18 protein-coding genes and 2 tRNA genes are annotated in these 22,110 nt (G+C 45.4%); 8 read left to right on the forward strand and 12 right to left on the reverse strand.

Going from position 1 to position 22,110, the window contains the following annotated elements; translation table 11 throughout:
- Positions 1-3 precede the first annotated feature (3 nt).
- Positions 4-213 (forward strand): hypothetical protein, encoded by a 210-nt coding sequence (locus AWH66_RS25295; protein WP_083399938.1) that lies wholly within the window; start codon positions 4-6, stop codon positions 211-213.
- Here AWH66_RS25295 and AWH66_RS03100 read toward each other — a convergent pair.
- The 3 genes from AWH66_RS03100 to AWH66_RS03110 form a co-directional block, all read right to left on the reverse strand.
- Entirely contained in the window at positions 158-1,084 is a 927-nt protein-coding gene (locus AWH66_RS03100; RefSeq protein WP_063604471.1) for a YeiH family protein, read from the reverse strand. The genes AWH66_RS25295 and AWH66_RS03100 overlap by 56 nt on opposite strands.
- A gap of 170 nt (positions 1,085-1,254) precedes the next feature.
- A complete protein-coding gene (locus AWH66_RS03105; protein ID WP_063604470.1) occupies positions 1,255-3,129 on the reverse strand; it encodes an MFS transporter in 1,875 nt (624 codons plus the stop codon).
- Between the two features lie 15 nt (positions 3,130-3,144).
- Entirely contained in the window at positions 3,145-3,735 is a 591-nt protein-coding gene (locus AWH66_RS03110; RefSeq protein ID WP_006075270.1) for a TetR/AcrR family transcriptional regulator, read from the reverse strand.
- A 263-nt stretch (positions 3,736-3,998) separates the two neighbouring features.
- On the opposite strand from AWH66_RS03110, the gene AWH66_RS03115 reads away from it, so the two are divergent.
- The 3 genes from AWH66_RS03115 (at position 3,999) to AWH66_RS03125 (ending at position 6,782) form a co-directional block, all read left to right on the forward strand.
- Positions 3,999-4,883, forward strand: coding sequence for a Tim44 domain-containing protein (locus AWH66_RS03115; RefSeq protein ID WP_063604469.1), 885 nt, complete (start codon positions 3,999-4,001; stop codon positions 4,881-4,883).
- Between the two features lie 134 nt (positions 4,884-5,017).
- On the forward strand, positions 5,018-6,190 hold the full coding sequence (locus AWH66_RS03120; RefSeq protein ID WP_063604468.1) for a BamA/TamA family outer membrane protein: 1,173 nt from the start codon (positions 5,018-5,020) through the stop codon (positions 6,188-6,190).
- Between the two features lie 79 nt (positions 6,191-6,269).
- Positions 6,270-6,782 (forward strand): GNAT family N-acetyltransferase, encoded by a 513-nt coding sequence (locus tag AWH66_RS03125; protein WP_083399939.1) that lies wholly within the window; start codon positions 6,270-6,272, stop codon positions 6,780-6,782.
- A gap of 101 nt (positions 6,783-6,883) precedes the next feature.
- Here AWH66_RS03125 and AWH66_RS03130 read toward each other — a convergent pair.
- Both AWH66_RS03130 and AWH66_RS03135 read right to left on the reverse strand, forming a co-directional pair.
- Positions 6,884-6,968 (reverse strand) — tRNA-Tyr (locus AWH66_RS03130).
- Positions 6,969-7,049: 81 nt separating this feature from the next.
- Positions 7,050-7,134: transfer RNA gene (locus AWH66_RS03135), tRNA-Tyr, on the reverse strand.
- Positions 7,135-7,455: 321 nt separating this feature from the next.
- On the opposite strand from AWH66_RS03135, the gene AWH66_RS03140 reads away from it, so the two are divergent.
- The 4 genes from AWH66_RS03140 to AWH66_RS03155 all read left to right on the forward strand — a co-directional run bounded on the left by AWH66_RS03140 (position 7,456) and on the right by AWH66_RS03155 (position 13,418).
- Positions 7,456-8,541, forward strand: coding sequence for an efflux RND transporter periplasmic adaptor subunit (locus tag AWH66_RS03140; RefSeq protein ID WP_083399940.1), 1,086 nt, complete (start codon positions 7,456-7,458; stop codon positions 8,539-8,541).
- Positions 8,541-11,669, forward strand: coding sequence for a vibriobactin export RND transporter permease subunit VexH (gene vexH, locus AWH66_RS03145; RefSeq protein WP_063605797.1), 3,129 nt, complete (start codon positions 8,541-8,543; stop codon positions 11,667-11,669). Before AWH66_RS03140 ends, vexH begins: the two co-directional genes overlap by 1 nt.
- 123 nt (positions 11,670-11,792) lie before the next feature.
- Entirely contained in the window at positions 11,793-12,113 is a 321-nt protein-coding gene (locus tag AWH66_RS03150; protein WP_006071398.1) for a DUF1244 domain-containing protein, read from the forward strand.
- 210 nt (positions 12,114-12,323) lie between these two features.
- The gene (locus AWH66_RS03155; RefSeq protein ID WP_063605795.1) at positions 12,324-13,418 is read left to right on the forward strand and encodes a methyl-accepting chemotaxis protein; all 1,095 of its coding nucleotides are present in this window, start codon (positions 12,324-12,326) and stop codon (positions 13,416-13,418) included.
- Between the two features lie 30 nt (positions 13,419-13,448).
- On the opposite strand, the gene AWH66_RS03160 is transcribed toward AWH66_RS03155, so the two are convergent.
- The 7 genes from AWH66_RS03160 to pdxR form a co-directional block, all read right to left on the reverse strand.
- Positions 13,449-14,294, reverse strand: a complete 846-nt coding sequence (locus tag AWH66_RS03160; protein WP_063605792.1) for a carbon-nitrogen hydrolase family protein — start codon at positions 14,292-14,294, stop codon at positions 13,449-13,451.
- Entirely contained in the window at positions 14,291-15,286 is a 996-nt protein-coding gene (locus AWH66_RS03165; RefSeq protein ID WP_063605790.1) for an ABC transporter ATP-binding protein, read from the reverse strand. Before AWH66_RS03165 ends, AWH66_RS03160 begins: the two co-directional genes overlap by 4 nt.
- 20 nt (positions 15,287-15,306) lie before the next feature.
- Positions 15,307-16,290: an ABC transporter ATP-binding protein gene (locus tag AWH66_RS03170; protein WP_167360926.1), complete on the reverse strand. Its 984-nt coding sequence runs from the start codon at positions 16,288-16,290 to the stop codon at positions 15,307-15,309.
- 1 nt (position 16,291) lies between these two features.
- Positions 16,292-17,212, reverse strand: a complete 921-nt coding sequence (locus AWH66_RS03175; protein WP_083399941.1) for an ABC transporter permease — start codon at positions 17,210-17,212, stop codon at positions 16,292-16,294.
- 1 nt (position 17,213) lies between these two features.
- Positions 17,214-18,233, reverse strand: a complete 1,020-nt coding sequence (locus tag AWH66_RS03180) for an ABC transporter permease (protein ID WP_038229833.1) — start codon at positions 18,231-18,233, stop codon at positions 17,214-17,216.
- Positions 18,234-18,314: 81 nt separating this feature from the next.
- On the reverse strand, positions 18,315-19,850 hold the full coding sequence (locus AWH66_RS03185; RefSeq protein ID WP_063605788.1) for an ABC transporter substrate-binding protein: 1,536 nt from the start codon (positions 19,848-19,850) through the stop codon (positions 18,315-18,317).
- A gap of 397 nt (positions 19,851-20,247) precedes the next feature.
- Positions 20,248-22,041 carry a MocR-like pyridoxine biosynthesis transcription factor PdxR gene (pdxR, locus tag AWH66_RS03190; protein ID WP_063605787.1) on the reverse strand — a complete coding sequence of 598 codons (1,794 nt, stop codon included), beginning with the start codon at positions 22,039-22,041 and terminating at the stop codon, positions 20,248-20,250.
- Between the last annotated feature and the right edge of the window lie 69 nt (positions 22,042-22,110).

Below are 22,110 nucleotides of genomic sequence, written 5' to 3' on the forward strand. Positions count from 1 at the left end.
GGAATGAACAAATTACTGGTTATCGCAATTGCCCTTCAACTGGCGCTTGCCTTCTCAACAGATGGACTGACAAGAGCGCTTGCGGAACTGACAGCGTTTTTGTTGACCGTAGTGTTGTTCTTCAATGTAAAACAAGGACAAACAACAGACCCTGAGACTAAACGAGCGTTAGCCAAGCTAGAGAAGTCGCCGAAATCAACAACCACATCGTAACGCCAAACACCATCGGTTTACTTCCTGCCTGTTTAAGCTTTTCAATTGAGATGCTGCAACCAATCAAGAACAGACACACTACCAGCAGCTTTTTCGAAACATCAAAAATCCCCTGATATACCACCTCAAACTGAGGTAAGTAGTCGCTTACCAAGATCGCAACACAGTAAAATAAAATGAAGTAAGGGATAGTAATTTTATTTTGCTTGTTGCTAAAAATAGCTGCACTGACTAGGGCGACAGGAATGATCCAAAGCGCACGGGCCAGTTTGAGCGTCGTTGCCGTGGTGAGTGCTTCCTCACCATAAGCGGAAGCAGCGCCGACCACGGATGACGTATCATGGATGGCTATAGCGGCCCATGTACCGAAAGTATGTTGGTCGAGGCTTAACGCATGACCAATGACGGGAAACACGAATAAGGCAACAGAGTTAAGTACGAATACAGTGGCAAGAGCGATACCGATTTTCTCATCATCCGCGTTAATAGCGGGTGCAACCGCTGCAATAGCACTACCACCACAGATGGCAGTACCTGATGAAATGAGGTAACCCGTTTGTTTGTCCAATCCCATGCGGCGTGCCAAGAACCAACCGATGACTAGCGTGCCAACTATAGTTACAACGATGATTCCAATCCCATCGCTGGTGGCTTGCATAGCTTGATCTAAGTGGATACCAAAACCTAATCCGATAATGGAGTAGGCGAGCAACTTTTTAGTGAACTTTGCTAATGGCAGCGTGGTTGGCACTAGGCTGAAAGTTGTCAAAAAGAAGCCAAGTATCAGCGCTATTGGCGAGGAAACCCAGGGAGTAAGGCAGGCAAGAATTGCGAGAAAAAACAGAGGGTATGAGCGTAACTGGGTGAACATGGAGTACCTTTAATAAAAAGGCGAGAATTTTCTCGCCACATAAAGGAATTGTATGAATTTCGCTAGATCAACAAAACCTAAAATTTCTTAACAAGCGTTCAGTAAAACTAAACGCTTGTTGTTTTGATATGAACAATGTCGATATAGACTTATCAGGCCATCCGAGGTGATCAGCGATAATCGCCACGAAGTGTTGCGACTTTTTCGAACATCGTTGCACTTGATGCATCTTCCGGTGCTACTGGTGCGCCGGCTTCTAATTCCAACTTAGCTCTGAAGCGAGTTGGGAGCCCTTTACAAGCACGACCTTTGTGTCGACTGAAATAGCTTCCCCATAATCCCTTCAACGCCATAGGGATGACAGGTACTGGGGAACGGCGCAGGACAATATCAATACCCCGCATAAACTCATTCATCTCACCATCTGAGGTTAGACGTCCTTCAGGGAAAATGCATACAATTTCTCCTTCCGCTAAAGCTTGTTCGATATCGTTAAACGCTCTTCGGATGGAACCCTTTCGGTTGGAAGAGATAGGTATGACTCCGGCGCGTCGTAAAAAGCGACGAACAGGTTTGTAGTTTGCGTAGTCTTCTTCCATGACGAAACGTATGAGTCTTGGGCTTGCAGCACTCATCACTAACGCATCCATATAGCTCACATGATTACAGACAATCAAGGCCCCGCCTTTTTCGGGCAGGTGATGCATATTTTTATGGGTGATACGGTACATGATAGTTGTGAGTACCCAGATAAGGAAACGAACCACAAAGATAGGAGCTTGCAAAAATAGGTAGGTCGCCATCATAAAGTTCATCAGTGCCAGCACGAGGAACAATTCGACAATGGTGAGTTCCAACACGGACAGTCCTACGATACCTAAAACTGCACTTCCAACCATAAATAGCGAGTTATAGATATTGAGAGCAGCGATCACTCGAGCACGTTCAGTTTCTTTAGCTTGCTGTTGCATCAGCGCGTACAAAGGGACGATAAACAATCCACCGGACATGCCTAATAACAATAGATAGCCAAATACAGGCCATAAGCTAGAGTGGGAAATAAACTCGCCGAATGAAGTAAATTGAGGCAGATTTGATGGAACCGCAATAGCCATCAGCGCACCAAAAATGGTAATGCCAATACTGCCTATTGGTACGATACCGACATCAATGCGATTCTTAGACATCTTGTCGCACAGCATAGACCCGAGTGCGATGCCTACAGAAAAAAGTGCAAGTAGGAATGAAACGGCCGCTTCATTGCCCATTAAATGTGTTTTGGTGAAATTCGGAAATTGCGTTAGGTAGGCCGCACCCAAGAACCAGAACCAACTAATGGCCATGATACACTGAAATACCACGCGGTCTTGGTGAGCAATTTTAAGTGTTTCTTTAGTTTGCTTTACGGGTTGCCAGCGAAATTTTAGATCCGGCGCAGCCGCAGGGGCCTCTGGAATAGAGCGACTTGAAATGTAGCCAGCCAAGGCAAATAACACTACGCAGCCAGCAGCAACGTATTTTGCGCTTTCTGCTGAAGCTATAATACCTGCGCCTAAGGTACCCAACAGGATAGCAAGGAAGGTTCCTGTTTCAACTAATGCATTGCCGGACAATAGTTCGTTCGGTTTCAGTTGTTGCGGCAGAAGCGCGTACTTCACCGGGCCAAAAAACGCGGACTGTGTGCCCATTAAGAACAGCAACAATAATAAAATGCCATAGCTTTCAGTAATAAAGCCAATTGCGCCGAGACACATAATTGCAATCTCAGCCAGCTTTACTTTTCTGATGAACCATGACTTTTCGTATTTGTCGGCAAGTACACCAGCTGAGGCGGAAAACAGAAAGAACGGCAAAATGAATAGACCGGCCGCTAAGTTAATAAACAGGTTACTTGAGATTGGCAGAACCTGCGGTCCTGCAAATGCGACAAACAACAATAGAACGTTTTTAAAAATATTGTCGTTAAAAGCGCCAAAGAACTGAGTCACAAAGTAGGGCAGAAAGCGCCTTTGAGATAACAGAGACGCAGATTTCGTATGTGGCATTACCTTTCCTTTTGATTACCAGCTTTGTAAATACTTTGAGATTAGATCTTTGATTAGCTCATCGCCATCGACGGGCTCTGAAGCAAAGAATTTGTCGTCAACACTGAGCAGTGTGATGCCATGAACACCAGCCCAAAGTACGCGACTGGCACGAAGGACTTCTGAGTGAGACTTTTCCGGTTTATAGACTGAAAGCAAGCTCTCCAGCATGCCTGTCATACCGTCGATACGTTGTGATTGCCATTCAGGAAGCGTATCACCGTTCATGTTGTGTTCGAAAATCAACTGCCAACGATATGGGTATTTCTTGGCAAACTCGTGATAGCAACTTGCGAGAGCATATAAGGCCTCTTCGACATTGTCAGCTTCATCCACAACCGCTTTTGCTTCCTGTGACAGTTCATCTAAAGTGCGAGCGACAGCGTGCAGCAGTAGCAAGTTATAGCTGCCAAATACATTCACTAATGTGCTGGGAACATAACCAATCAGAGTGGCAATCTTCCGAAGGCTAAGCGTGTGATAAGAGTTTTCGCTAAGGTAGTCTTTTACCGTCGTGAGCGTAAGCTCAACAAGCTCTTCCCTGGTATGATCGTTTCTGCGGGCCATGGTTGCGCATCGTTAATTGAACACGGTTCGTTATTTTAGAGGTGTCATGTTTAAGCGTCAACTAATGAAGCCTTGTATTGCAGGCTTTACGCATAGTTTTGAATGCAGTTCTATCTAGCTCGTAACATACGTGCAATATTCTGAAACATGTCGAGGCATCAGAGTGATTCCTTTAATGCTAAGCTCAGTATATTATGCTTGATGGGTCGTAGTTCATGTATAGTGGTTACGACTTAACGTAACAATATAACTAAAGGTCTAGAATGAAACGTTTATTTTCTTTCGTCGCTCTGCTTGTTCTTGCAGTAGCGGTGAATCCGGTAGCTGAAGCGAAGAAGTTCGGTGGCGGTAAATCATTCGGTAAGAGCTTTAAAACAGCTCCAGCTCCGAAACAACAGCAACAGAACACAAATAACATCAGCAGACAGGATCAAAACAAAGCTGGTAGCAGCAAAAAAGGTTTGATGGGCGGTCTTCTAGGCGGTCTATTGGCTGGTGGTTTGTTAGCGGCGTTCTTTGGTGGTGCCTTTGAAGGCATCAACTTCATGGACATCCTAATCTTTGGCCTGATTGCATTCGTAATCTTCAAGTTTATGCGAGGGATGCTTGGTGCCAAGCAAGGTAGCATGAATCAGCAGCGACAGCAGCCGGCGTTCGGTGGCAACACGCGCAATCAGTTTGAGCAGCAACCAAACTTCCAAAACTTCGAGCAGCCACAAAACGGTGGTGCAGCGACGGGTGGCTTTGGTGCTGCAGGTCACAGCGATATCCCACATAACTACCCACCGGGTTTCGATCAAGCAGCATTCCTAAATGGTGCGCGTGAACACTATCGAATCCTGCAAGGTGCATGGAACCATAACGAACTTCATACCATCGAAGAGTATGTATCACCGAGCCTATTGCAAGACCTAATAGCTGAGCGTGCTAAGTTAGAAGGCGAGCAGCATACTGACGTTATGTACGTAGATGCGGAAATTGTTCGCGCAGACTTCGATGCAAACAAAGCACAGCTGAGCTTGCAGTTCTCGGGTCGTTACCGTGATGCTGTAGAAAGCATCGAAGAGGATATCGAAGATATTTGGCACTTAGAGCGCGATCTTACTGTACCTAACGCGCCATGGCTTATCGTCGGTATTCAAGGTTAATTACCTCAATATCATGTTAAAAACCGCAGTCTGACCACTGCGGTTTTTTTGTATTTTGAGTTAATAATTTCACAATGTTGGCGCTATTTTATTTTATAATTCGACCTTTCTTTTTGAACTCATATAAATTATCGATGCAACAGACATTTTCTAGATTTGCACTTGTACTTTGTGCTTCATTAGCGACTGCGACTACATTACATGCTGAAGAGCAAGTAGTTCCTTTATTTGAAGCAACACCTAATCCAACGACTGACACTCTGGATGATGTGCTGAGCATATTTGGTGCCGAACAAGATTATGATGCTCAACAAGGGCTTAACTCTAGCTATATTCCTGCCGTGTTCTATACCCCAGAACAAGGATTAGGTCTTGGTCTTTTGTATGTCGGCCTCTATGGTGACCTCTCAGAGGGGGCGGGACAGCCTTCGTCTTTGGTGATCAATCCTTACGCTTCGACTAATGGTTCTATGGGGATTACGTTCAGTAACAAGCACTTTTACAATTCGGGTAACGACCGTATTTTTACCGATATAAAAGTGTTTGATGATGCAGCGGTTTATTATGGTCGAGGCTATGAGAATGGTCAGCAGGACGACAATAAGGTCAACTTTAAAGAGCAAGTTATCGATATTAAGCCTACATGGCTCACTAGAGTGAAAGGTGACTATTTCTTGGGTTTAGGCGGTAACATCAAATCAGTGCGCCCTCATGAAAAGGAATTTGATAATCAGGCTGCTGACTATCTTGCCGATGAGCTAACCGATAACACCAGCTACGGTGTGTTTTTATCTAACGTTTATGACACACGTGATAATGTGACCAATGCTTCTAAGGGAACTCTACTGCAAGCGGATATCGGTTATTACCATGATGCAACTAACTCAGCAGATTTTGGTAAATACTCACTGAAAGCATCACAGTACCATTCGTTGTCACCTATGCCAGGATTACTGGCTTGGCAAGTACAAGCGAACTTAACTTCTGGGGATGTGCCATGGAATCAACTGCCTGATCTTGGTGGTGCTGATGCTATGCGTGGTTACATACTTGGTCGTTACCGTGATAATCAGATGATGATGGGACAAGTTGAGTACCGCTTACCAGTGTATTGGCGAGTAGGTGTCGTATTTTGGGGGGCAGCTGGCACCGTTGCCGATGATGTATCAGGGCTTTGGGACAAAACTCTGGCGAGTGCTGGTACTGGTTTGCGCTTAAAGATCAAAGACAAGGTTAATGTGCGTGCGGATATCGGTTACGGTGAACATGGCGGTACATTCTATTTCCATGTTAATGAAGTCTTCTAAACAGACTTTCGCGCTGGTTTTGTGAGTTGGATTTGTGAGTTGGATGCGCAATCACAAATATTAAGGATTATTAGCCCATATGGACATATCCCTATCGCTTGTTGAGCTGGAAGATTGTCACGCTTTGTTATTGTTTGAGCGGCAGAACAAAGCGTGGTTTGAGCAGCATATTCCTCCGAGGGACGACGGTTTCTACAGTCAACAAGGTGTGGAAGAACATATTCGTGAACAGATACTGTTTCATAGAGCGATTCTTTGCTACCCAATGCTCATTCGTAACAATGAAGGAGAGATTTGCGGTCGAATTAATCTCAATGTCTCTGAAACCGACATGACTCATGCTGAAGTGGGTTATCGAGTCGGCGAATCCCATGCAGGAAAAGGTATCGCCAGTTCTGCCTTATCACTGCTCATAGATTACGCAAAAAAAACTACCAGCCTGAAAACCCTCAAAGCGCACGCATTAACGTCAAACTTGGCATCACAAAAAGTGCTTGAGAATAACCAATTCGAGCAAATAGAAAAGATCAAAGATTTTGCGGTGCTTCATGACGTTTGCTCAAATGCATATTTATATCAGCGTGAGATTTAGAGTCTGAAGTAAACTCGAAAATAGGTTGGTAGGTAATGGTGTGAGCAATACAAAGTGACAATAACAAAAAAGCCGACTCACTGAGTCGGCTTTCGTTTATATGGTGGGGGGGGACGGATTCGAACCATCGAAGGCAGTGCCGTCAGATTTACAGTCTGATCCCTTTGGCCACTCGGGAACCCCCCCAGGGTTTTTATACTTGTTTCACCGTTTTCCCAACGCAGTGCTTCAAGTTTGTTTAACCGTTAATAACAACTAAACAGAATATGGTGGGGGGGGACGGATTCGAACCATCGAAGGCAGTGCCGTCAGATTTACAGTCTGATCCCTTTGGCCACTCGGGAACCCCCCCAGGAGTTTTTATACTTGTTTAATGTTTTCCCAACACATCACTCAAGTGCGGAGCGCATCATAACAAACTGCGCATAGCTGTAAACCCTTTTTTGAGGATTTTGAATTGAATGGTGCCTTTTTGGACAAAGACGCTTAAAAAGCGTGTTTTTAGTCATTATTTATTAACCAGCGCGGTGTTACATTGATTGTACGTGGATGGTTTCTAAATAGATGATCATCAAATGTAAATAATCTCTTTAGGATACATTTACACTTCTTGACGTTATTCCTCGTATTACTCGCTACACTATCTGTAGTTTTTACACTGAAGACAAACACGATGAAAAACAAAACAATAATCGGTTTGCTGGCACTGTCTATTCTTAGTGCTTCACCAGCAACCTTCGCCAAAAGGAACGTTGGCTCCAAGGCTACCTCAGTAGTGACTGAACCTGTTGCCATCCATCAAGTTTCTCAATCTCTCTCATTAGTTGGCAAGTTAGAAGCGGATCAGTCGGTTATTATCGCCTCGGAAGTCAATGGTATTGTTAACGAAATCAAAGTCACAGCGAACCAAAAAGTTGAAAAAGGTCAGCCGTTGGTGCTGTTGAATGATGATAAAGCACGTGCAGCGGTGGCGGAAGCTAAAGCTTACGTTCGTGATGAAAAACGTATTCTTGCCGAGTTTGAGCGCCTTGTGGATCGTAATGCGATTACTAAAACCGAAATTGATGCTCAGAAAGCCGCAGTAGAAATTGGTAACGCTCGATTAGATGCGGCCAATGCCAACCTCAACGATCTCTATATCGAAGCGCCCTTCACGGGAACAGTGGGCTTAATTGACTTCAGCCGAGGAAAGCTGGTCAGTGTGGGTACTGAACTGCTGACTTTAGATGACCTCTCGACGATGCAACTCGACCTCCAAGTTCCTGAACACTACTTACCTATGCTTGAAAAAGGCATGGATGTAACCGCCAGAACATCAGCGTGGGGTACACGTATCTTCACAGGTAAAGTGGTTGCAATCGATACCCGAGTGAATCAGGAAACCCTCAACCTTCGAGTTCGTATTCATTTTGAAAACGATGAGAACCGTTTAAAACCGGGCATGCTAGCGCAAGCTAGAATGGAATTCCCTCCAATTGAAGCACCTATTATCCCAGTACAGGCTCTGGAATATTCGGGTACCAAACGTTTTGTTTACGTCGTTGATGAAAACAACAAGGCACATCGCACGGAAGTATTCTTAGGTGCGCGCGTTGGCAACCAAGTGGTGATTGAAAAGGGTTTAGAAATCGGCCAGCGTATTGTGGTTCAAGGTATCGTAAATATGCGTGATGGTGCCTCGGTTCAAGAAGTGAAATCAGAGCCGACAGCAGGTCGCACCGGTGACAAGCCAGCGGGCAATGACAAGGAAGCGAGCTAATGTTGTTATCTGATGTTTCTGTTAAACGTCCGGTAGCGGCAATCGTATTGAGCTTGCTGCTCTGCGTGTTCGGTATTGTTTCCTTTAGTAAACTCGCCGTTCGTGAAATGCCGGACATTGAAAACCCAGTCGTTTCTATCTCTACTCGTTATGAAGGGGCATCGGCCACTATCATTGAGAGTCAAATCACCTCTGTTATTGAAGACCAGCTCTCTGGTATCAGTGGTATTGATGAAATAGAGTCAACCACGCGAAACAGCATGTCACGTATTACTGTGACATTTGAACTCGGCTATGACTTGAATACCGGTGTCAGTGACATTCGTGATGCCGTAGCCCGTGCCCAACGTGCACTTCCGGATGAGGCGGATGACCCTCTGGTGTTTAAGAACAATGGTAGTGGTGAAGCGTCACTCTATATCAATCTTAGTTCTTCAGAGATGGACCGCACTCAGCTTACTGATTATGTGAACCGTGTTTTGGTCGACCGTTTCAGTCTTATCTCTGGCGTTAGCTCGGTGGACATTTCGGGTGGCTTGTATCAGGTGATGTACATTAAGCTTAAGCCTGCCTATATGGCTGGTCGCGGTGTGACAACGTCAGATATTACCTCGTCGCTACGCAGCGAAAACATCGAAAGCCCAGGGGGTGAAGTTCGAAACGATGCCACTGTGATGTCAGTGCGTACCGCACGCGCCTACAATACACCTGTCGATTTTGAATATTTGGTAGTTAAGCGCGCTAGTGATAATACGCCTATCTACCTAAAAGATGTCGCTGATGTTTATGTGGGCGCAGAAAACGAAAACTCGACCTTTAAGAGTGATGGCGTTGTTAACGTTAGTATGGGGATTGTGCCGCAATCTGATGCAAACCCGCTACAAGTCGCTGACTTAGTACATAAAGAAGTGGAGCGCATGCAGCAGTTCCTTCCACAAGGAACAAGACTGGCGATTGACTACGATTCTACCGTCTTTATCGATCGCTCGATTTCAGAAGTGTATAACACACTGTTTATTACTGGCGGTTTGGTTATCCTCGTTCTTTACATCTTTATTGGCCAAGCTCGAGCTACTTTGATTCCAGCCGTGACGGTTCCAGTGTCGCTTATCTCGTCTTTTATCGCGGCATATTTCTTTGGCTTCTCAATCAACTTAATTACCTTAATGGCACTGATCCTTTCAATCGGTCTGGTGGTCGATGATGCCATTGTGGTAGTCGAAAACATCTTCCACCATATCGAAAGAGGGGAGTCACCTCTATTAGCGGCCTATAAAGGGACGCGTGAGGTGGGGTTTGCCGTTATTGCCACTACACTGGTTTTGGTGATGGTGTTCCTGCCAATCTCGTTTATGGATGGCATGATCGGGTTGCTGTTTACTGAGTTTTCGGTATTACTGGCGATGTCGGTGATCTTCTCCTCATTGATAGCATTAACGCTAACGCCGGTGTTGGGGAGCACTATTCTAAAAGCCAATGTTAAACCGAATCGCTTTACTCAGTTTGTCGACAAGGGGTTTAGAAAGCTTGAGCGCGGCTACAAAGCGGCTTTGGTTAAAGCCCTTAAATTGAGATGGATGGCACCAATTATCATCGTGGCTTGTATAGGCGGTAGTTTCCAATTGATGCAACAAGTCCCTGCCCAATTAACACCGTCAGAAGACCGTGGGGTTATTTTTGCCTTCGTTCGTGGTGCCGATGCAACCAGTTATAACCGTATGGCTGCAAATATGGACATCGTTGAGAAACGCCTTATGCCCCTATTAGGGCAAGGTTTCTTGAAGTCGTTTAGTATTCAATCGCCTGCGTTTGGTGGTAATGCGGGTGACCAAACGGGCTTTGTTATCATGATTTTAGAGGATTGGAATGATCGTGATATCACGGCACAAGAATCTCTCAATGTGGTGAGAAAGTCTTTGGCGGGTATTGCCGACGTCCGTGTCTTCCCATTTATGCCGGGTTTCCGAGGTGGGTCGAGCGAACCTGTCCAGTTTGTTATTGGTGGTTCGGATTATCATGAGCTACAGACGTGGGCGGATAAACTAGAGTTGGCAGCGGAACAGTCTCCGTTTATGGAAGGGGCAAGTACCGACTATTCTGAGAAAACGCCAGAACTTGTTGTGACGATTGATCGTGAGCGTGCCGCGGAGTTGGGCATTAGTGTGTCTGATATCTCGGATACGTTAGAGATCATGCTTGGTGGTAAAAGTGAAACCACCTATGTAGAACGCGGTGAAGAGTATGACGTGTATCTGCGTGGTGATGAGAATAACTTCAATAACGCCAATGATTTAAGTCAGATCTATATGCGAACTAAGTCCGGCGAGTTGGTTACTCTGGATGCGGTGACTTCCATCGAAGAAGTGGCGTCATCGATTCGTTTGTCACACTACAATAAGCAAAAATCGATTACCATTAAAGCCAACTTGTCGGACGGTTACACATTAGGTGAAGCACTCGATTTCATGGACCAACAAGCTGTGGAAATGCTCCCTGGTGATATCTCGGTAAGTTATGCGGGGGAATCGAAAGATTTCAAAGAAAACCAATCCAGTATCTTAGTCGTGTTTGGTTTGGCTTTGCTGGTGGCTTATCTCGTACTAGCCGCTCAGTTTGAAAGCTTCGTAAACCCTCTCGTGGTAATGTTTACCGTACCTATGGGCGTTTTTGGTGGCTTCTTAGGTCTGGTAATCATGCAGCAAGGACTGAATATCTACAGCCAGATCGGCATGATCATGTTGATTGGTATGGTGACCAAGAACGGCATCCTAATTGTAGAATTTGCCAACCAGTTACGTGATAAAGGTGTTGAGTTTGAAAAAGCCATTATCGATGCTTCAGCACGACGTTTACGACCAATCATGATGACGGCATTTACCACGCTCGCAGGGGCAATTCCGCTGATTCTGTCTACTGGAGCAGGCTATGAAAGTAGAGTCGCAGTGGGTACGGTAATCTTCTTTGGTATGGCTTTCGCTACCTTAGTGACCTTGTTTGTAATCCCAGCGATGTATCGACTTATCTCTGCTAAGACCAAAGCGCCAGGGCATGTTGAAGCTGAGCTCAATAAAGCGCTGAGTCACGACGTCAAAGCGCGAACCAGCCATGGCGAGTTAACCGACAGCTAAAACCACAGATTAAATTAAAATCAGGTTTCAATTAGTCTCATAAAATGCTCAGTTTCGACTGGGCATTTTTTTGTTTGTTGGTTAGGATTGTTGAGTACAAAAACAATCAATAAGGAAAGTAAAGTGGCTGAATTTAAATACAAAGATCTTCCTCAAGAGCAGCAAGATAAACTGGATGCGGCGGTATTTCGTAAGCTGTTGACTCACCTTGATGAAAACAAAGATGTGCAGAACATCGATCTTATGATTCTTGCAGGATTCTGCCGTAACTGTTTTAGCAAATGGTATAAAGCAGAAGCTGAAAATGAAGGATTGGCGCTGGACATCGATGATGCCCGAGAGCGTGTTTACGGTATGACTTATGATGAGTGGAAAACCAACCACCAACCTAAAGCAACACCTGAACAGTTGGCTGCGTTTGAAGCGCGTCAAAACAAGAAATAGTCATTAGATTCTCTTCCTTTTGAGGAAGAGAGTCACTTTTTTGTGATAGCCATTTAAGTCGATAAATCGCCGCAAGGCGCTCACCCGTCCATACCCTAATCGGGGTATACCCACTGCCACTAATCACAACTTACTCTTTAGTCCATTTCTATTTAGCACCTCAATGCTAACGTTAATAAAGAATAACAAGAACCGCAGTGGTCATGATTTATGTTTGCATCCAAAAAACAGTTACTAAACACTCAGCAGCAGTTGCAACAGCAAAAACAACAGACGGACACTTTCGCTTGCCAGATTGAGCAATTGCAGCAAGAGTTGGCGCTTCGTGAGCAAACTATCGAGCGGCTGGAGCAGCAGTTGTCTTCGCAGAAAACCCGTTCGCGTCGATTCTTAAATAGCGTGACGACGCAACTGATCTCCACCACCGCCAATATTGAACAGGCCAATAACCAACTTATCGCTCAAAGTGATCAGTTGCAGGCTAATCTTGGCGTGTTTGAAAGCACACAGCAGCAGTTGCATGCTATGTATCAGTCGTTGGATGAAGTCTCTCAGTCAGCGGCAACGAGCAAAGAAACCGTCGCAGCTCTTCAGGTACTTACCAGCGATATCACTCAGTTTATTAGTATTATCCACCAGATATCCGAGCAAACGAATTTACTGGCGTTAAATGCTGCCATTGAAGCGGCGCGCGCTGGCGAGCATGGACGTGGTTTTGCGGTAGTGGCGGATGAAGTACGTTCATTGGCGGGTAGAGCCAATGAAGCCGCCAGTGAAATTTCGGGATTGGTTGAACGCATTGAAGGCAGCACGAATCGAGCGGGAGACAATATTGAATTGGTCTCAAGCCAAGTAGCGGAAGCGTCACGAGGCGCGGCAGAGATAGTTCAAGATACCCAGTCTATTTTGTCTCTCTCGTCTGAAACGGTAGATGTGATTTACAAGAGCACTGTAGATATTTACGCCTCAAGCGCAGTCGCGCAATACACCAATATGTGGACGACTGCCCACTCTAAACTCATTGGTGCAGAATACGAACATTCGCTATTAGAGCTCAAAGAACACGAAACCATCTTTGGCCAAATAGTGGCTCATCATGAAGAAACCCGTCAACTAGCAAGTGTTGGCGGGCCGTTAGAATACTTTAGCGACAAAGCTAGGTATTATCATGACTGTTTGCACAGAGTGGCGAATAATGCGACAGATGCGGAGCTTGTTGCTCAACTTGATGATGGGTATCAAGACCTTGTTCATTATATTTCGCTGGCACAGGACAAAGTGAAGTCAGACTATCAGCGTGGCTGAAGCAAAGGGGACGGTGAGTCCCCTTCAGGTCTAGAGATTAGCTGGAGGAAGTTTAAGCTCGCCTAGGGTATTGAGATAAACCGACGGCTCTTGATACTGAGGAAACGCAATTGGGTGGTCTCTAAAACTCTTCAGTGGCTGTCCTAGGCCTAAGGTTCCTCTTTCTCTCACTCGTTTTACTCGACTTACATCAAGCTCAATAGGAATGACTTGTTCGGTTTCTCCTGCTTGATAAAGCACATCGCCTTCCGGACCTACGACGATCGATTGCCCATTTCCCAGCGGCCCACAACCATTGATATCCACCATAAAGCACTGGTTGGTGATGGCATTGGCTCGTGCAATACAGCATTCAATCTCGCGGTCTATCGTGCCTGTCATCGTTGGGTGAATGATAACCTCAGCCCCCATACAGGCTAGCGCACGAATAGTTTCTGGAATCCACATATCATAGCAAATGGAAACGCCAAATCGCCCAACATTAGGGATGTCAAAAGTCACGAACTGGTCGCCATTTTCAACCTGTTGCTCGTATGGGAGAAAAGGGTACATTTTTTGGTAACGAGCGATAACTTGTCCCTCGGGACTAATCACCAACAAGGTGTTGCTGGTACCATTGTCATCTTGAGTGTAATAGGAACCAGAAACCAGCCAGATATTCTGTTCTTGAGCCAGCTTGATCAGTCTCTGCTCGGTTTCGCCTCCGATAGGCTCGGCATATTTGAGTGACGCACCGTAAATAGCAAGTTCACTAAAAACCACCATATCGACCCAAGGGAATCGCTGGCAAGTGGCACGAGTCTTCTGTTCCAACGTTGCTAAGTTATCGCCCATTGGAAGGCTTAATTGCAGCCCCGCAATTGAAAAATGGCTCATATTGTCACCTTATCTTGTTGGTTTGCTGCAAAGTGCTGGTGTTCATTCAATAAAGGGTAAAAGCAAGCGCTCTCATGGGGTCTTTCTTGCTCTATGCGAGGAAAGGCTTTTTGGCACTTCTCGCTCAACCTTTGACAGCGGCTTTGGAATGCACATCCATGTGGACGGTTCAACGCACTTGGTACTTCTCCCGATAAGGCTTGCAATCGATCACGTTGGGTAGGATCTAGTGACGGGATAGAGTTAAGCAAGGCTTGTGTGTACGGGTGTTGAGTTTGATGAAACACATCACCGACGGGACCTGCTTCGACAATTTCACCTAAATACATCACCAATACCCTGTCAGCGATTCGTTCGACCAATCCTAAATCATGAGTAATGAACAAATAGCTCAGACCACGTTCCTGCTTAAGCTGATTAAGTAGATTAACAATGGTGGCTTGAACAGAGACATCCAGCGCTGCCGTTGGCTCATCTAAAATAATCAATTTGGGGTCGAGCATTAAAGCGCGTGCAATCCCTATTCGTTGACGCTGCCCGCCGGAAAGCTCATGAGGCATGCGGTTTAACATGTTCTCATTAAGTCCCACTGTAGTGAGCATTTCGAGAACCTTATCCAACCGTTCTAGTTTGCTCAGCTTTGTGTGAGTAAGCAGCGGCTCTTCCAATAGCTTTTGAACTGAAAGTCGAGGGTTGAGTGTAGAGTAGGGGTTTTGAAATACGATGCTGTACTCTTTTCGTAGCTGTTTGAGCTGTCGACCTTTAAGTACGCTGATATCTTGACCGCAAAAGTGGATATGACCGCAATCAGCGTCAATAAGCTTGAGTATGGTCATGGCTATGGAGCTTTTCCCGCAGCCAGACTCTCCGACCAAGGCCACACACTCGCCTGGTTGAATGTCGAAGTTGATGTGCTGAAACGCTTGTAATGTTTGTTGCCCAACAGAGTAGGACTTGGCAAGGTCTGTGACCTTCAATAATGGTTGTACCATGATGATTCCTCCTCAATTAATCAAGCAATTTGCTTCTGCTGTTTTGGTGGTTGATGATGAAAGCACAGGACCTGATGCGCGTTATATTGTTTGGCTTCTGGCGCAGCGCTTAGACACAGATCTGTGGCAGCATGGCAACGGGAGGCAAAAGCACAACCTTGAGGTTTTGTTCTCATGTCAGGCACAGAACCAGGTATGGCGTACAATTCATGGGTTAAACCAATCGCTGGGACGGAATTAAGTAGTCCTTTGGTATAGGGATGCATAGGGTGATTGAACAGTGAATCGATAGGGCCTTGTTCAACAATGGTTCCGGCGTACATCACCGCCACGCGGTCACATAGCGATGCCACGACGGATAGGTCATGAGTAATAAACAAAATGCTGATGTTCTGTTTTTCGGCTAGTTCGCGCAGCAGCAAAATGATTTGTGCTTGAATGGTGACATCGAGTGCTGTTGTTGGCTCATCGGCGATAAGGACTTTGGGCTCACAGCTTAACGCGATGGCGATCATAATTCGTTGTAATTGGCCACCAGAAAACTGATGTGGATATTTCGTTACCGCTTGTTCTGGTTCTGGAAGGTGAACCATGTCCAGCAACTGTATTGCTTCGAGCTTGGCTTGTTTGCGACTGATTTTGCGGTGGGCAAGAATAATATCAGCCATTTGTTGTTCGATGGTGAAATAGGGGTTTAGAGCCGTCATCGGGTTTTGGAATATCATCGCAATATCGTCACCACGAACGCGTGCCCACTCTTGTGCGGAAAGCGACTCAAGGGGTTGACCTTCAAGACAAATCGAACCATTAAGAATAGCGTTATCTGGCAGTAATCCGAGACAGGCGGTTGAAGTGAGGGACTTTCCGCACCCAGATTCGCCTACCAAACCAAGGATCTCGCCACGGTTGAGTTCAAAACTGCATCCATTAACGGCATGGATAGTTGAGGAGAAGTTCTCAAATTGAATGCTAAGGTTGCGTACGGACAATAGAGAATCGGTCATACTAATCTCTCCCTTTGAATTTTGGATCAAGTGCGTCTCGTAAACCATCACCTAATAAGTTGGCAGCCAAGACCGTGACAAAAATAGCGCAGCCTGGGAATACGGCGGTCCACCAGTATTCAAGGAACAAAGATTGTGCATTGCCTATCATTAATCCCCACTCAATGGTTGGAGGGACAGCGCCCAGACCTAAGAAACTTAATGCCGCTGCCCAGAGGATCACGTACCCAAAATCCATAGAAACTTGAATCAATAGAGGGGTCATAGCATTAGGAAGGAGGTGTTTAAACATGATCGTTAAATGACCGACGCCGGCCGCTTGAGCAGATAACACATATTGCTCATTACGCACGCTAATTACCGCTGCACGCAGTATCCTTGAGTACCACGGGAACCATGATAGGGCGATGGCAAACATCACATTCAATAGCCCTGGACCAAGTATCGCTATCATACAGATAGGTAAGAGCATGGGAGGGAAGGCAAGAAACACATCGGAGATTCGCATTAAGCAGCCATCAACTTTACCACCAACATAGCCTGCGACCAGACCAATGGGTAAGCCAATCACAAGCGCTAATATCACAGTAATAATACCGACGGATAGAGAGGTTCGGGCGCCATAAAGAATTTGGGAGAAGATGTCTCTTCCTAAGTTATCCGTGCCAAACCAATGAAGCGCGTTAGGCGATTGCAGCTTGTGGGCAAAATTCATTTTTGCAGGGTCACAAGGCGCTAGCCAAGGTGCAAAGACCGCCATGACAATCAGAGAAATAAAAATGAACGCGCCAATGTAAAGTAGCGGATTGTTTTTAGCGTTGTACCAAAACTTACGAACGCGAGTCTGCCACAGATGCTGTGCGACAGGCTCTGAATTTGCGGTTAACGCAATACTTGCAACGTGTGCGGATGATTTACTCATATTACACCTCAGGAGACAGTCTTGGGTCGACGGTGAAGTACAGTAGGTCGATGACGAAATTCACCAGTAAATAACTCGATGACAGGATCAAGGTGACACCCATAACAGCAGGAAAGTCGTTAGTGATGACAGATTCGACAACGTAGCGACCTATACCGGGCCAATCAAAGATGGACTCTACAATCACACTGTTGCCCAACATAAATCCATAGGTCAGGCCAATAACAGTCAACAACGGGACGAGTGTTGCTTTTAACGCATAGAAGAAATAAATCTTGGAGTGACTCAATCCAAACGCATGACCAGTGCGAATGTAATCTTGGCTCAACACCTCCACCATTAAGTTGCGTGTAGTTCGAACAAAAATGGCAAACGTGGCGAGGCTAAGGGTGAGCACGGGCAAGGCTAAATGCTGGACCGCACTTTTAAAGGCAACCCAATCCCCAGCCAGTAAAGTATCTACCGTGAACAGCCCTGTAACTGCAGTAAACTGCGCATCGATTAGAATATGAGAATCAATTCTTCCTTGCAGCGGAAACCAGTTTAAGACGCCATAAAACAGCATTTGTAGCAAGATGGCGAGAAAGAAGGATGGAATCGCGATACCAACAATAGACACGCCACGCGCCATTTGGTCGACTGGCGTTTTATTTCGAATCGCTGCCCATACACCAAGTGGGATACCAGTACATAATGAAATACCAATAGCAATGGTGACCAGTTCAATGGTCGCCATCATATGCTTAATAATTTCGGATTTAACTTCTTGGCCGGTACGTAAGCTCTTGCCGAAATCGCCTGTTGCGGCTTGGGAAATATAGGACACAAATTGGTGCCATAACGGTTTATCCAGCCCTAACTCTTGTTTGGCGATAGCGATTTGTTCCGCTGTGGGTTTGGCTCCAAGCATCATTTCCACTGGAGACGAAGGTAGCACTCTGGTTAAAAAGAAGGTAATAACCAAAATGCCGACCATGATGCCAACTAGCGTTAACGAGCGTCTAAAAATGTAATTTCTCATAACTACTTACCACTGTGTCTTCAATGACGTTGAGAAAGAAGTACCGTGCTCGGTACTTCTTTCTGATCTCCTGCTCGCTGATTATTTTGAGAGTTGATAGAAGAACGTGGCCGCGTAGGCTGGGTTTGGCGTGACGCCCTCAATCTCTTTGTGATGAATGATGCGGCCTTTCAAGTCGGCGTAGAAGATAGCGACGGCATCATCAATGAGCACTTGTTGTGCCTGCTGGTAATAGCTAGAAGCCTGAGCTTTATTCGTTGGCTCGGCGGCTACACCCTTGTCCACAAGAGAGTCGTAGTTGGCGTTGGAATAGTGAGACAAGTTAAACGACGGTGATTCTTCGGTTTTGAACAGACCAATCAACCAATCTGACGGTGTCGCGTAAGTTGGCCACCATGTCATAGACTGAAGGTTCGGTGCGGTTTTTAGATTCTTCGCATCGTTCCAGATCTTACCCCAAGGGCCCGGCTTTAGATTCAGCGTCACACCAATCTGGCGTAGATTCTCTTGATACATTAGCAGGGCATTTTTATAGGCTTCTGAAGAGTTGATATAGGCAGCATCCAGAACCCAGTCTTTTTTCGGAATGCCAGATTGTTCCAATAATGCTTTGGCTTGCTTAAGGTCGAAGGCTGGGCTTTCCTGACCTTCGATAGCACCCCACATGGTACCGGGAACAATACCGCTAGGAATGGTTGCTCCTCCTGCGTAGATGTAATCAACCACAGATTGATAGTCCCAAGCATGAAGTAATGCTTTACGGAACTCTAGGTTATCCGTTGGGTATTTTTGGGTATTGATTAAGAACTGTGAGTTCTTCCATGAGGGAGTGTCAATCACTTTAACATCTGGATGCTTTGCGAGTGATTCCACTAGGTCAGCAGAAGGTAAGCTGATGAAGTCGGCATCACCTGCTTTGATCATCTGTACTTGCGTTGCTGGGTTTGAAACGTATTTTAGCACCACACGATCGAGTTGCTCGTCTTGCCAACCACCCCAATACTGCTCGTTCTGCTCTAGAATGACTTGTTGACCCTTTTCCCACTGAGTCACTTGGTAAGGACCAGTTCCGGCTGCATTACCTTGATTAAACCATTCTGTGCCTTTGTCTGCTGCAGCGGGTGAGTAGATATAAGCGCCATACTGTGACGAAGCGATAAGATCGATAGGCGATGGTTTCTCGGTTTTGATGACTAAGGTATTGGCATCGGGTGTGGAAATCTCCATTTTAGGCCAAATATAGTAAGCCCCTTTTTTCATAGAAACCGTACGTTCGATAGAAGATTTGGCTGCTTGAGAATTAAAGGGTGTCCCGTCATGAAACTGCACGCCTTTTCTCAGTTGGAACGTCCAAGTTAAACCGTCATCACTTACGTTCCAGCTTTTTGCTAGTGCCGGGCTGAAGGTTTCTTTTGAACCCGGAGGGTTATACCAGACCAATGGTTCGTAAACGTTGCTAAGCATGATGACTTCGGTAGAAAAGGCAATTGCAGGATCCCAATCTTTTATATCGGTATATGTAGCAAATGTTGCGGTGTTTAGCGCAGAGGCATGAGTAAAGCCAGTGGCGAGCGTCAGTAGCGCAACAGCAGTCAATTTATGTTTGCGTAGTAACATAATGCTTCCTTGTAATTATTTGACCAGAGTAAGGCCTTGTTTATTTACTTCCTGTTCAAGACATTTAAAAAATAGCGCTCAGGTTAACTATCGAGTAGTACCAGTTGTCGTTATCGTTGGATCCAGTTTTGTTAATAAATATGTTCAACGAATTGGCTTATATAAAACAGAATTATCTTGGTGAGTTACACTCGCTGTTTTGGTATTTCTATAGTTACTTATGCTAAATTGTGTGAAATATTGGTTGATATTCTTGGTTTTAAGTTCTAAATAGCGATATATATAAGATACTGAGCGGTAAAATAATTCGCTTATAGAATGCTGGGTAAGACCTTTCTTTAATAGATATGAAATCCAGTTAACAAATATGTGACATTTATCTCAGCGATCATTTTATTCAATGGGATGGTATTGATGCTTTTGGTAATAGAGTCCCTTTCGATACCAAAAGACCATTTTCGTCAAACCGATACAAGGTATTGTTATGGCGAATCAACTTCTGTCTTCGTACGTCGGAAAATTGCCATTTCTTCCATTGAATGCACAAGGTGTCTTCTTCTAACCACCAATACCCCTCATCCTCATCATTGGGGCGGTTGGACATACCGTGCATTCGACCATCTTGCTGGAAAGTCACTTTATAAGGAATGTTAAAGCAGTCAGTCGTGCAGATGATGTAATCATCGACCACCTCCCTGACTTCTTCAGCCTTAAGTCGTTGTCCTTTTACTGTTTCTAAGGAGTCATCGGGCATAATGTGTTGAGCAAGCAGCGCTAGCCGTTTTATGCCTTCCCTAATATCGCTTTCGTCGATGGAGTTGAAACTCAGCCGAATACCATTTCTCTTGGCGTTAGCAAAATAGTACTTCTCTCCAGAATTGATCAAAATCCCGTGCTGCTGCGCCACGTTAGCCAGCCGGTTTGCGTCAAAACCGGGTTTGTAGTCGATCCAGAATGCGGTACCAGATAACGCTGAGGCTACCCCTGATTGCGGAAAGTAGAAATTAAGCGCCTTTTCCATGGTAAGCCATTTACTGCGATAGCGAGTCAGCAGTCGATGTATTAATGAATCGTAGTAGCCTAATTTAAGAAACAGAGCTAGGGTCTGACAGTTGTTTTTAGGCGGGCAAGTATGGTTGCGCTGTTGAAGCCGTTTAGCCAGCTCAATGAACTGAGGAGCGGCGACGATAAAGCCAAGTCGCAGACCTGGAGCGATAGTAGAAGAAAAGCTCGAGAGGTAAATAATACGCTCACTATGAATTTCGCCTTTTAGTGCTGGAATGTCTTCATCAATAAAGTTGGTTTCATGCTCAAAGTCGTCTTCGATCACCAGAAAGTCATGTTCCTCAGCAGCTTGAAGCAGAGTTTGTCTTCTGTGTTTTGACATTCGCACTGTTGTGGGGAACTGATTGCTCGGAGTGACATAAACCAAATCGCATGAGTGCAATGACTCATTAATTACCGCTCCCTGTTCGTCGATATCAATTGGGACGATGCGATCTGTTTTTGCACTTAGTTGGTTTACTGCTTCTGGGTATCCCGGGTTTTCGATACCAACCGTTGTACTTTGGTCGGTCAACAAGCGGCTAATCAGGTTTAAACTATGCTGAGTTCCCATGGTAACCATTATTTGATTATGCTGTGCAAAGATACCTCGTCGAGGCAGGACACGAGTGCGAATTTGCTCAATCAGTTCATCGTAGTTCTCAAACTCGGAAGTCCAGCGTTTGCTGTTGATTTTGTTCAACGATTGAATGGCGCATTTACGCCATTCAGCCACGGGAAAGGTGGTCTCATCGACCATTCCATGAATAAAGCGATAAGGATACTCACTCAGCTCTTGAGGAGAGGGCGGTGAATCGAGAGTGGTGAGCTTGACGTATTTGTTCCATGGCAGTGTCTGCTGTTGGTCGCGTGTAGTAAGAGGCTTAGGCTTAATATTTAGTTCGGGGTTTATGTAGTAACCCTTGCGCTCTCGCGAAACAAAAAAGCCCTCAGCATTAAGCTGTTCATACACTCGAAGGACGGTGTTGCGAGATACTTTGAGGCTGGTGGCCAGCTTTCGAGAAGAGGTGATAGGCACCGATCTATCCAGAAAGCCGCTGGTGATCGCATGCGTAATACCGGTTTTGATTTGGTCTTGCAGTGACAGGGATAAATTGGGGTCGATTTGAATGTACTTCTCTAACACTGCTTACCTCAACGATTGATTATCTTATCAACAGTATTGGTTAACAAAATGTTATTTTCCGAGACCAAG

Source organism: Vibrio barjaei (assembly GCF_001639065.2).
In the GTDB taxonomy this organism is placed as follows: Bacteria; Pseudomonadota; Gammaproteobacteria; order Enterobacterales; family Vibrionaceae; genus Vibrio; species Vibrio barjaei.

What these genes read in the sequence shown, in the direction of transcription:
- AWH66_RS03115 (WP_063604469.1), top strand. Translation starts at nt 3,999, where the DNA reads ATGAAACGTTTATTTTCTTTCGTCGCTCTGCTTGTTCTTGCAGTAGCG.
- AWH66_RS03140 (WP_083399940.1), top strand. Translation starts at nt 7,456, where the DNA reads ATGAAAAACAAAACAATAATCGGTTTGCTGGCACTGTCTATTCTTAGT.
- AWH66_RS03165 (WP_063605790.1), bottom strand. Translation starts at nt 15,286, where the DNA reads ATGGTACAACCATTATTGAAGGTCACAGACCTTGCCAAGTCCTACTCT.
- vexH (WP_063605797.1), top strand. Translation starts at nt 8,541, where the DNA reads ATGTTGTTATCTGATGTTTCTGTTAAACGTCCGGTAGCGGCAATCGTA.
- AWH66_RS03105 (WP_063604470.1), bottom strand. Translation starts at nt 3,129, where the DNA reads ATGCCACATACGAAATCTGCGTCTCTGTTATCTCAAAGGCGCTTTCTG.
- AWH66_RS03180 (WP_038229833.1), bottom strand. Translation starts at nt 18,233, where the DNA reads ATGAGAAATTACATTTTTAGACGCTCGTTAACGCTAGTTGGCATCATG.
- AWH66_RS03100 (WP_063604471.1), bottom strand. Translation starts at nt 1,084, where the DNA reads ATGTTCACCCAGTTACGCTCATACCCTCTGTTTTTTCTCGCAATTCTT.
- AWH66_RS03160 (WP_063605792.1), bottom strand. Translation starts at nt 14,294, where the DNA reads ATGAGCCATTTTTCAATTGCGGGGCTGCAATTAAGCCTTCCAATGGGC.
- AWH66_RS03170 (WP_167360926.1), bottom strand. Translation starts at nt 16,290, where the DNA reads ATGACCGATTCTCTATTGTCCGTACGCAACCTTAGCATTCAATTTGAG.
- AWH66_RS03155 (WP_063605795.1), top strand. Translation starts at nt 12,324, where the DNA reads ATGTTTGCATCCAAAAAACAGTTACTAAACACTCAGCAGCAGTTGCAA.
- AWH66_RS03175 (WP_083399941.1), bottom strand. Translation starts at nt 17,212, where the DNA reads ATGAGTAAATCATCCGCACACGTTGCAAGTATTGCGTTAACCGCAAAT.
- AWH66_RS25295 (WP_083399938.1), top strand. Translation starts at nt 4, where the DNA reads ATGAACAAATTACTGGTTATCGCAATTGCCCTTCAACTGGCGCTTGCC.
- AWH66_RS03120 (WP_063604468.1), top strand. Translation starts at nt 5,018, where the DNA reads ATGCAACAGACATTTTCTAGATTTGCACTTGTACTTTGTGCTTCATTA.
- AWH66_RS03185 (WP_063605788.1), bottom strand. Translation starts at nt 19,850, where the DNA reads ATGTTACTACGCAAACATAAATTGACTGCTGTTGCGCTACTGACGCTC.
- AWH66_RS03125 (WP_083399939.1), top strand. Translation starts at nt 6,270, where the DNA reads ATGGACATATCCCTATCGCTTGTTGAGCTGGAAGATTGTCACGCTTTG.
- AWH66_RS03110 (WP_006075270.1), bottom strand. Translation starts at nt 3,735, where the DNA reads ATGGCCCGCAGAAACGATCATACCAGGGAAGAGCTTGTTGAGCTTACG.